Genomic DNA, 10394 nt, shown 5'->3' on the forward strand with positions numbered 1-10394 from the left:
CAAGCATCCTCAATTCGTCCGGCGCGAGACCGAGACGGCGTAGGCGGGCGAGCGGATCGCGAACATCGGGTCGTCCGCCGGCCCGGCGACACCCTCCGGCAGTTCCGCGACCGGGTCGAAGGTGCGGGCGTCGCAGGTGGCGTCCGGCTCGATCCCCGTGATGGCGAGAGTGCCGAGCGTCTCGGTCTTGCGGCTCTCCTCGGGCCAGGTCGCGGTCGGGTCCGCAGTCGGGTCGCCGGGCTCGGCCAGGATCGCCACGAGGTCGAAGCGGGCCGGCCCCTTGGCGAGGCGTTCCTTCAGCTCGTCGGCGTAGAAGGAATCGGGCTTGGCCTTCAGCTCGTCGTCGGAGAGGCCGGCCTTCTCGGCGGAGACGAATTTGAGCTTGGCCACCGTCGCCTCGCCCTTGGCGTTCGTCAGCGTGTAGGCGTGCACCGCCCAGTAATCGACGCCCGCATAGCTCGCCGGCACCGGCCGCGCATTGAGCCAGGCCGCCTGCCGCGTGGTCTCCGGATACTGTGTCGTGAAGGCCTTGATCTTGTCCGCGTCCGGCTTGCCGTCCGGGCCCGGAGCGCGCACCCGGAGGGCTTCGAGAAGCTGGCCGGGCGTGCGGGTGCCGAAGACCGGCGCCGAGATCACCACGAAGACCATGTCGCCGGACGGGTCGTTCATCCGCATGGCGAAGCCGCGGGTGACCGGCTTGGTCTTGTCCGAGATCTTCGCGTTGCTGCCGCCCATCGAGAAGCGGGCGGTCACCGGCACCGTCTTCTGGAAGTGGGGCGCCTTCGAGAGGGCGGTGGCGCCGGAGGCGGGAGAGAACGTGCCCGTGAGGCAGATGCCCTTGGCGCCGCTCGCCCGAACGCCGGGCTGATTGCCGCCGGCCGCGAGCTGCGCGGCCACGATGGAGGCGGGATCGACCTCCTCGGCAGACGCGGCGGTGAGAAGACAGGCGGTCGCGGCCGTGCAGCCGAGAAGCGTACGGAGCCAGGTCATGGGGCGTCTCCCGTCGTGGTTGGAGCCGCCGGCGCGACTCCGCAAGCACTCTAATTGCGCACAATTCGATTGCAAGCTCGGACAGCTGCGCCGCTCTCGCCGCGGCCTCGTTTCCGCGCTATCGCGCGGCATGCTCAGCCCCCTCGTCGCCGTCCCGCTCGCCGCCGCCCTCTCGGCCGGCCTGATCGTGCGGCTCCGTCCGCTCCTCGTGCGCTACGCGCTGGCCCGGCCCAACGCCCGCTCCAGCCATACCGAGCCGACCCCGCAGGGCGGGGGTATCGCCGTGGTGACGGCAGCGCTCTTCGCGGCCGGCGTGCTGCGCACCTCCGAGATCGGCGATGTCGGCGAGTGGCTGGCGCTCGCCCTCGGGACCGTGGCGCTGGCCGTGCTCGGCGCCATCGACGACATCCGCCCGCTCCCCGCCGCGCTCCGGCTCGCTGTGCAGGCCCTGGTGGCCGCAGCCCTCGTTACCTTCGTGCGCGGACGGCTCCTCCCGGATCTGCCGCTGCCGGTGGAGCGGATGCTCGCGGTGCTCGCGGGCGTGTGGTTCGTGAACCTCGTCAACTTCATGGACGGGCTCGACTGGATGACGGTGGCCGAGATCGTGCCCGTGACGGGCGCGCTCCTGATCCTCGGCGGCCTCGGATACCTGCCGCCCCTCGCGGTGCTGGTGGCGGCGGGTCTGTTCGGGGCGATGCTCGGCTTCGCGCCCTTCAACCGGCCGGTGGCGCGGCTCTTCCTCGGCGATGTCGGCTCCCTGCCGATCGGGCTGATCACGGCCTGGCTGCTCTACCGGCTCGCCCTCCAGGGGGGTCTCGCCGCGGCGATCCTGCTGCCGCTCTACTACCTCGCCGACGCGACCCTCACGCTCGTCCGCCGGGCGGCGCGGGGCGAGCGCGTCTGGGAGGCGCATCGCAGCCATTTCTACCAGCAGGCCACCGTGAACGGACTCACGGTGCCGGGCGTGGTCGGCCGCGTCTTCGCCCTCAACCTCGCGCTGGCCGGGCTCGCGGCGGCGACCTTGCTTTGGCCCGGATGGCTCGTCAGCCTGGGCGCGCTCGCCGTCGGCGCGGCCCTGGTGGCGGCGCTGCTCGCACGCTTCGCCCGCCCGCAGGAGGCACAGTGACCGGACATGTGGCGCTCACCGGCGCGACCGGCTTCATCGGCCGCCACCTGCTGCGCAGCCTGACCGACCGCGGCTACCGGGTGCGGGTGCTGCTGCGCCGGCCCGTAGAGGTGCCGGAGGGGGCGGCGAGCGCCGTCGTCGGCGATCTGACGCGGCCGATGAACATGGCTGCAGCCCTTTCGGACGTCGACGCGGTCGTGCATTCGGCCGGGCTCGCGCATGCGATGTCGGGAGCGCCCGAGGACGATTACCGCACCCTCAACACCGAGGCGACGCGGCGCCTCGCCGAGGCCGCCGCGCGCGCCAAGGTGCGCCGCTTCGTCTTCCTCTCCTCGATCCGGGCGCAGTGCGGCGCGACGAGCCCGCATCCGGTCGGCGAGGACGAGGCGGAGGCGCCCACCGACGCCTATGGCCGCTCGAAGCTCGAGGCGGAGCACGCCCTCGCCGAGACCGGGCTCGATTGGGTCGCCCTGCGCCCCGTCCTCGTCCACGGGGCCGGCGTGAAGGGCAACATGGCCGCGCTCCTCAGACTTGCCCGCTCGCCCTATCCGCTGCCGCTCGGCGGGCTCTCCGGCCGGCGCTCGCTGATCTCGACGGACAGCCTCGCCGCGGCGGTCGATGCGGTCTTGAGGGCGCCGGGCCCCCTGAACCGCGCCCTCGTCGCCGCCGATCCCGACCCGCAGACCCTGCCCGAGATGGTGGCGGCCCTGCGCCGGGGCCTCGGCCGGGGGCCCGGCCTGCTCCCCGTGCCGGGCGCGCTCCTCGGCCTCGCCTGCCGGCTCACGGGCCGCGAGGCGATCTACGACCGGCTCGCCGGCGGCCTCGTCGCGCGGCCGGACGGCCTGATGGCCCTGGGCTGGCGGCCGGCCATGCCGACGCCGCAGGCGCTCGCCCGGCTCGCCCGGGAGGGGGGCTAGAGCATTGTCCGCGGAAGCGGTCGCCGGCTCCGCGAAAGAAAATTCAGCACAATCAAATAGATAGAGCATTTTCCGCGATCCACGGATCATGGACGATGCTCTAGCCCACTCTCCGCCGATGTGGCTGCCGGCACGGCGAAGGAGAGCGCGTCAAAACAGCGATTGAGAGCCGTTCCGGATGGCGACGCGCTCGGGAACGGCTCTAGCCCGCCTCCGGCAGCGCCGGCTCCGCGGCCGCGCCCTCGACCTGCCCGGCCTTGCGCTCGCGGAAATGCGGGATGGCGGCCTCGAACACCGCCTCCGCCGCCGCCCGGTCGCCCGCGGCGACGGCCTCGCGCAGGCGCACCACCCAGGCATCGAGCCGGGCGCGGTCGGCGAAGACGGGGCGGGCCGCCATCACCCCCTCGATCCCGTCGAGGCTGACGCGGGGCTCCTCGCGGGCGAACAGGATCTCGTTCAGGCGCTCGCCCGGCCGCGCGCCGGAATAGTTGATCTCGATCTCCTCGCCCGGCTCGAAGCCGGCCAGCCGGATCATGCGCTCGGCCAGGTCCCGGATGCGCACCGGCTGGCCCATCTTCAGCACGTAGACCGCCGCGCGCTGGTCCTCCGCAGCCCCCGTCCCGGCCTGGCGCGCCTCGCCATCCGCGTGCGAGGCCGCCGTGAGGACGAGGTCGGCCGCCTCGCGCACGGTCATGAAGTAGCGCACCATGTCGGGATGCGTGACCGTGACCGGGCCGCCGCGGGCGATCTGCGCCTTGAACACCGGCACCACGGAGCCGACCGAGCCGAGCACGTTGCCGAAGCGCACGGCGATCAGCCGGGTCGGATGGCCGGGCGAGGCCGCCTGTTCGGCGTCGCGGGCCTGGGCCACCATCTCGGCGAAGCGCTTGGTCACGCCGAGCTGGGAGACAGGCTCGATCGCCTTGTCGGTGGAGATCATCACGAGGGCGCGCGCCCCCGCCGCCAGGGTCGCATCGGCCACGTTGATCGAGCCGAAGACGTTGGTCTTGATGCCCTCGCTCCAATCCTGCTCCAGATAGGGCACCTGCTTGAGCGCGGCGGCGTGAAAGACGTAGTCGGGCCGGAACGCCCGGAACGCGTCGTGGACGCGCTCGGCATCGCGGATATCGGCGATGAGGCCGGAGACCCGGCCGCCCGCGGCCAGCACCAGGGGATTGCTCAGGATGCCGTGGAGCGCCGGCTCCGAGTTCTCCAGGACCAGGACCCGGGCCGCGCCGAAGGCCAGGGCCCGCAGGCAGATCTCCGAGCCGATCGAGCCGCCGCCGCCGGTGACGACGACGCGCCGCCCCTGGAGGAAGCGCTCCAGGCGGGGCCGGTCGATGGCCACCGTCGGGCGCAGCAGCAGGTCCTCGATCTCCAGCGGCGCCAGCTCGGCCTCGCGCGCGCCCTCGCCGAGGCTCGCCACCCGCACCAGCGGCAGGCCGAGCCGGCGGGCCTGGGCGACGAGGGCATCGGGCTCGGCCTCCAGCGCGCTCGGCGCCGCCACCAGGCGCCGCACCGGCTGGCCCTGCTCGGCGAGCCGGGCGATCACCCGCTCCAGATCCGCGAAGCCGCCGAGCACGGGCACGCCGCGCATCATCTGCCCGGCCTCGTCGGCGCGGGGCGACAGGATGCCCTTGGGCGCGAGCTTCTTCACCGAGCCCGATTCGATGGCCCTGAGCAGGACCTCGATGTCGCCGCCGCGGCCGAGCAGCAGGGTCGGCACCGTCGCGCCGCGCGCGCTCGATTGCCGCGAGCGGGTATATTTCAGGTAGCGGAAGGCCAGCCGGGTTCCGCCGAGCAGAAAGATCTGCAGCACCCAGTAGAGGACGATGGCGATCTTGCCGAAGAAGTAGAACCCGTAGAGGTCGGACGAGACCAGCACGTAGTCGATCAGAAGGAGCGCGAGCGCCAGCACGCTCGCGGCGCGCACGATGCCGGCGAGGTCCGGCAGCGAGGCGAAGCGCCACTTGGTCCGGTAGAGCCGGAACCGCGCGTAGACGAGCCCGGCGAGCAGCAGGAAGGGCGGCAGCAGCAGCGGCAGCGCGTGCAGGCGCTCCGTCAGCTGCGAGCCGGTGAAGCGGAACGCGAAGGTGAGGACCACGGCCAGAGCGGTCGCCACGAGATCGTGGACGACCATCGCGGCGGTCTTGGCATGGCGCGGCTGCATGGGTGGCGCGGTATCCGCCGCGGGCCCGGCGCTGTCAACGCGTGGCGCCGTCATCCCGGGCTCCCCCCGGACCCGCGAGAGGGAGGATCCCTCTCGACACCCGGATCTCAGGTGAGGTCGCGGATGGCCCGCGCCGCCGCCTCGTCCGCCTCGTCGATGTCGGGTGCGTCGATGTGGCGGTAGCGGGCCTGGATCAGGCCGAAGGCGCCGAAGGCGACGTGGCCGGCCGCGACGAGGCCCAGCAGCCAGGCGCCGTATTCCTGCCGCCGCAGCAGGGCGAAGGCCTCGGCCAGCCCCTTCACCTCGGAGGAGCGCTGGTACCACGCGGCGACGATGAGGAAGCCGCCGATGATCAGGAAGGCGATGCCGCGGGCCGCGTAGCCGAAGCGCCCGATCGGATTCGCCCAGCGCGCCTGGGTGTCCCCGAGCAGCAGGCGCTCCGTCACGTCGCCGCGCGCGGCCTTCCACAGGAAGCCGAAGCCGCCGCCGACGATCGCGGCACCGATGAGCGCCAGAAGCCAGCGCCCGAAGGGCCGGGCCATCACCCAGGCGCTCCAGTCGCGCATGCCGTCGCCGCCGCTCATGCCGAGCCCCAGGCTGAGGCTCGCCGCGGTGAGGGCGAGGCCGCCATAGATCCCGGCGCTGACCAGATGCGCGGCCCGGACCGCGAGGCCCTTGGGCGCCGTGCCGCGCCGGTCGGCATCGGTGACCGCCTCGACGGCGCGCCAGACGGCGAAGCCGGCGAGCCCGAGGGCGATGGCACCGACGAGGACCGGCCCGAACGGCCCGCCGAAGACGGTCCGCAGAGCCCCGCGACTGTCGCCGGCCCGGCCGCCGGCCCCGAGGGCGGCGAGCACGGCGAGCCCGCCGACCACGCAATAGACGAAGCCGCGCGCGCCGTAGCCGAACCGGGCGAGCCGCTCCAGGGTGTTGCGCCCCCCGAGCCGCCTCACGGGGCCGGACGCTGGGGCTTGCCGGAGAGCGAGACGTAGAAGCCGAGGCCGTCCTGGGCGGGCAGGGTCTGCAGGCGCTCGATCAGGCCGCGGCGCTTGGCGTCGAGGAGGAGGCGGCCGGTAGGCTGGAACAGCGTCTCGCCCCCGCCCTCGGGCGGGGGCGCGAGGCGGATCGCCACCGTCTTGCCCTTCCCGAAGCGGCTGCGCTCCAGCATGTCCTTGAGCGAGGCTTCCGCGGTGGCGCGGTTGGCCCCGCGCAGGTCGAGCACCGCCTCGGCATCGGTGACGCCGAGCGAGCCGCGCAGCTTGTCGGCGTAGAATTCTTCGAAATGGGGCAAGGGCAGGGGACCTGACGGGGCTTAGAAGACAACGCGGTTGTAGATATCGGCGACCGCCACGCCGCCGCCAAGTTCGGGCAGCTCGATCCGGTCGTTGAGGCCGAAGACCTGCATCTCCCAGTCCCGGGCGCGCTGCCAAGCCTCGACCCGGCCCTCGTTTTGGTAGACGATCAGGAAGGTCTGGAGGCTCGGCACCGACAGATAGAACTCGACCTTGCGTCCGCGGTCGTTCGCCATGGTCGAGGGCGACAGAACCTCGGCGATCAGCACGGGGTCGCGCGCATAGCCGTCCGGAAGAGGCGGTCCGCAGCGCACCACGACGTCCGGGATCGGCGCGAAATCGTCCAACGCCTCGCTGAGGATGGCGAGGCCGGGCAAGGCGCTGCACCCACGTGCATCGGCGAGATCGCCGACCCGGCGCAGCAGGTTGTAGACGATCCGCTGGTGCCGCTCCTTCGGCGGCGGCATCAGCACGGCCTCGCCGTCGAGCAATTCCCAGCGCTCGTCATCCGGGCGGCTCTCGACCCAGACCTGATACTCGGCGACGCTCATGCGCGCGTCGCGTCTCGCGGCCAGCGCCATCGGGGCCTCATCCTGCGAACGCTCGCGCGGGATGGTAGCACCGCCGATCGGCTCCACACCAGCGACATCCCGCGGCTGTGACGGTGCCCTCAGCCTGTTCGGTGCCGGCTTCGCCTCCGGGGCTCGGGGCCGCCCGCGTGAGGCGGCTCGACCGCCGGGGCCAAAGTCCCGGCGGTCGCTCTCGAAGGGATCAGCCGTGCACGAGCACGTTACGGAACTGCCAGGGATCGCTCGTGTCGATGTCCTCCGGGAACAGGCCCGGACGGTCGGTGAGGGGGGTCCAGTCGGTGTAGACGCCCACCACCGGGCCGAGATACGGGGTCTGGACCTCCAGGCAGCGGCGGAAATCCATCTCGTCGGCCTCGACGATGCCGGCGTTCGGGTTCTCCAGGGCCCAGACCATGCCGGCGAGCACGGCCGAGGTCACCTGCAGGCCCGTCGCGTTCTGGTAGGGGGCGATGGCCCGCGTCTCCTCGATGGAGAGCTGCGAGCCGTACCAGTAGGCGTTCTTCTTGTGCCCGTAGACGAGCACGCCGAGCTCGTCGATGCCGTCCACGATCTCGTTCTCGTCGAGGATGTGCTGGCTCTCCTGCACCTTGCCGGCATTGCCGAACATCTCGTGCAGCGAGAGCACCGCGTCGTTGGCCGGGTGATAGGCATAGTGGCAGGTCGGGCGGAAGACCGGCCGATCGCCCTCGCGCACCGTGTAGTAGTCGGCGATCGAGATCGCCTCGTTGTGGGTCACCAGGAAGCCGAACTGCGCGCCGACCGTCGGCACCCAGGTGCGCACGCGGGTGTCGGCGCCGGGCTGCAGCAGGTAGATGGCGCAGCGCGAGCGGCCCTTCTCCTGCTCGCGGGCGTTCTCGGGCTTCCAGGTCTCGTGCGTGCCCCAGCCGAGCTCGGCCGGCTGGTTGCCCTCGGAGACGAAGCCCTCGACAGACCAGGTGTTGACGAAGACGCCGCGCGGCTTCGGGGTCTTGGCGCGCTGGGTGTCGCGCTCGGCGATGTGCACGCCCTTGACGCCGAGATCCTTCATCAGCGCCGCCCACTCGGCCTTGCTCTTCGGCTCGGGCCGCTCGAGGCCGGTATCGGCGGCGATGTTCAGCAGCGCCTGCTTGACGAACCAGGACACCATGCCGGGATTGGCGCCGCAGCAGGAGACGGCCGTGGTGCCGCCGGGATTCTGGGCGCGGGCGTCGAGGATGTCCTCGCGCAGGGCGTAGTTGGTGCGGTCGCCCTGGCTCTTGGTCTTGTCGAAATAGAAGCCCGGCCAGGGCTCGGCCACGGTGTCGATGTAGAGGGCGCCGAGCTCGCGGCAGAGCTCGAGAATCGCGCGCGACGAGGTGTCGACCGAGAGGTTGACGCAGAAGCCCTGGCCGCCGCCCTCGGTGAGGAGGGGGGTGAGCACGTCGCGGTAGTTCTCGGGCGTCAGCGCGACGGTCTCGAAGCGCAGGCCGTGCTTCTCGGCGAGATCCTTGTGGGTGTCGACCGGGTCGATCACCGTGAAGCGGGCGCGGTCGTACTCGAAATGGCGCTCGATGAGGGGCAGCGTGCCGCGGCCGATCGAGCCGAAGCCGATCATCACGATGGGACCGCTGATGCGGCCGTAGACCGGGTGATGGGTCGGCGTGTCTGTCATGATGCGGCAGGTCCTCGATGATGCTCGGGCACCCCGGCACAGGGGCGCCTCGTGGTTAAGCGGGCTGTGTGACGAAGCGGCGACAATCCGACGCCGGGCCGGGCAGCGAACGCGCGGCCGCGATCGGCCCTGGGGCCGCGGCCCGCGCAGGGGATCTTACTGGCGCCGCGTGCCCGCGCGGTCAACCGCCGGGGGAGGGAGCTGGAATGCATGGATCCCGTGCAGGATATGCAGGCCCCGCCGGCGCGCGGGGCGATGTTCGGATCTCCTGTGCAGATCTCGGCTGGGCCACCGCCTCCGGGCCCGGCCGCGAACCAAGCATCTCCGCAGGATCGCAGGTGGAACCATTGTACATATGCTAGCGCTGCATGCATCCCGTGCGGCCGACCACGTTGCATGCGTTTCGCGAGATCCACACAGTATCGGCAACAGAAGGTCCGGAAGACCTCGCGACACCTCGTTTCGGGAAGCGCCGCCTCATCTGGAGTTCTCGCGATGCTCGCCGTGCTCGTCGCCCAGTGCCCCGCTCCCGCCGAGGAGCCGCTCGACCGCGATCCCGGCCTGATCACCCTGGCCTTCGCCCTGGCCCGCCGCCTGCGCCGCGGCGCCCGCCTCTGATCCGAGCCGCCTCCCGGCCGCGCCCCGCGGCCGGATTGCGTCCGTCCCCCATGAGAGCTAGAGCCGTCCGGCGGTGCAGGCCGCTTTCGAGAACGACTCTAAGCTGTTGATTGCGCGCCCCTTCCCGCCCGAGGCGAGGGACGCGCCGGCCGCCATGCCGGCCGAGGGGGATGGACTGAACGCATGCCGACACGCGCGCCCTTCACCGCCCGGCCGCGGCCCGCAGCCGCGCTGCTGCTCGCGGGCCTCGCGCTCGCCGCGCCCCTGCCGATCCTCCTGCCGGTCCTGACGGCCGCATCCCCGGCCGCCGCGCAGGAGGCCGAGCCGGAGGCGGCCCCCGCCGCCGAGGAGAAGCCCAAGCCCAAGCCCAAGCCGGCCCCGCGGCCGAAGCCGGCGCCGGCCAAGGCGGTGGACAAGCCCGCCGAGAAGGCGGCCTGGCCGGCGGGCGCCGACACCGTCACCGAGACCTACGGCGAGTGGACCACGAGCTGCGCCCGGGCCGAGGCGCAGGTCGCCTGCATGGTCATGCAGACCCAGGGCGACCGCAACACCGGGCGGCGCCAGTTCGCCTTCGAGCTGCGCACCCCCAAGGACGGGCGCGCCGAGGGCGTGATCCTGATGCCCTTCGGCCTCGCCATCGAGCCGGGCGTGTCGTTCAAGCTCGACGAGGCGACCCTCGGCAAGGGCGCCTTCTACATCTCCTGCACGGCCGAGGGCTGCCTCGTGCCGGTGAGCTTCCCGACGCTCGCCACCGATTCGATGAAGACCGCCAAGGCCCTCGTGGTCACCGGCAAGAAGGCGTCCAACGACGAGGCCGTGACGATCACCCTGCCGCTCGCCGGCTTCGCCACCGCCTTCGAGCGCGCGGCGGCGCTGGGGAGCTGACCCAGCACCAGGACCGAATCGCGGAGGCCGGCCAACGGCCCCGCATCGATGGGAGGAACGCATGAGAGGATTGTCTGCCGCGCTCGTCGGCGCCTGCCTGGCCGCGCCCGCGGCGCTGGCCCAGGCGCCCGCGGCCCCCAACCAAGCGCCCGCGGCGCCCCCCGCCGAAGGCGCGG

10 protein-coding genes are annotated in these 10394 nt (G+C 72.3%); 4 read left to right on the forward strand and 6 right to left on the reverse strand.

Annotation, left to right across the window (positions count from 1 at the left end):
• Nucleotides 1-9: 9 nt before the first annotated feature.
• Nucleotides 10-990 (reverse strand): catalase family peroxidase, encoded by a 981-nt coding sequence (locus MET9862_RS14245; protein WP_142583600.1) that lies wholly within the window; start codon nt 988-990, stop codon nt 10-12.
• 130 nt (nt 991-1120) lie between these two features.
• On the opposite strand from MET9862_RS14245, the gene MET9862_RS14250 reads away from it, so the two are divergent.
• Together MET9862_RS14250 and MET9862_RS14255 are read left to right on the forward strand one after the other, a co-directional pair.
• Nucleotides 1121-2116 carry an MraY family glycosyltransferase gene (locus MET9862_RS14250; protein ID WP_142583601.1) on the forward strand — a complete coding sequence of 332 codons (996 nt, stop codon included), beginning with the start codon at nt 1121-1123 and terminating at the stop codon, nt 2114-2116.
• Nucleotides 2113-3033 carry an NAD-dependent epimerase/dehydratase family protein gene (locus MET9862_RS14255; RefSeq protein WP_142583602.1) on the forward strand — a complete coding sequence of 307 codons (921 nt, stop codon included), beginning with the start codon at nt 2113-2115 and terminating at the stop codon, nt 3031-3033. The genes MET9862_RS14250 and MET9862_RS14255 overlap by 4 nt, the downstream gene beginning before the upstream one ends.
• Nucleotides 3034-3235: 202 nt before the next feature.
• Here MET9862_RS14255 and MET9862_RS14260 read toward each other — a convergent pair whose 3' ends face one another.
• The 5 genes from MET9862_RS14260 to MET9862_RS14280 form a co-directional block, all read right to left on the reverse strand.
• Entirely contained in the window at nt 3236-5203 is a 1968-nt protein-coding gene (locus MET9862_RS14260) for an SDR family NAD(P)-dependent oxidoreductase (RefSeq protein WP_142583603.1), read from the reverse strand.
• A 107-nt stretch (nt 5204-5310) separates the two neighbouring features.
• The gene (locus tag MET9862_RS14265) at nt 5311-6156 is read right to left on the reverse strand and encodes a DUF1206 domain-containing protein (RefSeq protein WP_142583604.1); all 846 of its coding nucleotides are present in this window, start codon (nt 6154-6156) and stop codon (nt 5311-5313) included.
• Nucleotides 6153-6494, reverse strand: coding sequence for a hypothetical protein (locus MET9862_RS14270; protein ID WP_142583605.1), 342 nt, complete (start codon nt 6492-6494; stop codon nt 6153-6155). The genes MET9862_RS14265 and MET9862_RS14270 overlap by 4 nt, the downstream gene beginning before the upstream one ends.
• Before the next feature lie 21 nt (nt 6495-6515).
• Entirely contained in the window at nt 6516-7076 is a 561-nt protein-coding gene (locus MET9862_RS14275) for a Uma2 family endonuclease (protein WP_142583606.1), read from the reverse strand.
• A 190-nt stretch (nt 7077-7266) separates the two neighbouring features.
• Nucleotides 7267-8715, reverse strand: coding sequence for a homospermidine synthase (locus MET9862_RS14280; protein WP_142583607.1), 1449 nt, complete (start codon nt 8713-8715; stop codon nt 7267-7269).
• A 495-nt stretch (nt 8716-9210) separates the two neighbouring features.
• Here MET9862_RS14280 and MET9862_RS30455 point away from each other — a divergent pair, with 495 nt between their 5' ends.
• Both MET9862_RS30455 and MET9862_RS14285 read left to right on the forward strand, forming a co-directional pair.
• On the forward strand, nt 9211-9333 hold the full coding sequence (locus MET9862_RS30455; RefSeq protein WP_280178969.1) for a hypothetical protein: 123 nt from the start codon (nt 9211-9213) through the stop codon (nt 9331-9333).
• Between the two features lie 183 nt (nt 9334-9516).
• Entirely contained in the window at nt 9517-10218 is a 702-nt protein-coding gene (locus MET9862_RS14285; RefSeq protein WP_142583608.1) for an invasion associated locus B family protein, read from the forward strand.
• Nucleotides 10219-10394 lie beyond the last annotated feature (176 nt).

The sequence above is a fragment of the Methylobacterium symbioticum genome, from assembly GCF_902141845.1.
Classification (GTDB): domain Bacteria; phylum Pseudomonadota; class Alphaproteobacteria; order Rhizobiales; family Beijerinckiaceae; genus Methylobacterium; species Methylobacterium symbioticum.

Bases quoted from the DNA above. Each gene is read 5' to 3' on its own strand.
- MET9862_RS14280 (WP_142583607.1), bottom strand. From the start codon at position 8,715: ATGACAGACACGCCGACCCATCACCCGGTCTACGGCCGCATCAGCGGT.
- MET9862_RS14285 (WP_142583608.1), top strand. From the start codon at position 9,517: ATGCCGACACGCGCGCCCTTCACCGCCCGGCCGCGGCCCGCAGCCGCG.
- MET9862_RS14275 (WP_142583606.1), bottom strand. From the start codon at position 7,076: ATGGCGCTGGCCGCGAGACGCGACGCGCGCATGAGCGTCGCCGAGTAT.
- MET9862_RS14245 (WP_142583600.1), bottom strand. From the start codon at position 990: ATGACCTGGCTCCGTACGCTTCTCGGCTGCACGGCCGCGACCGCCTGT.
- MET9862_RS14250 (WP_142583601.1), top strand. From the start codon at position 1,121: ATGCTCAGCCCCCTCGTCGCCGTCCCGCTCGCCGCCGCCCTCTCGGCC.
- MET9862_RS14260 (WP_142583603.1), bottom strand. From the start codon at position 5,203: ATGCAGCCGCGCCATGCCAAGACCGCCGCGATGGTCGTCCACGATCTC.
- MET9862_RS30455 (WP_280178969.1), top strand. From the start codon at position 9,211: ATGCTCGCCGTGCTCGTCGCCCAGTGCCCCGCTCCCGCCGAGGAGCCG.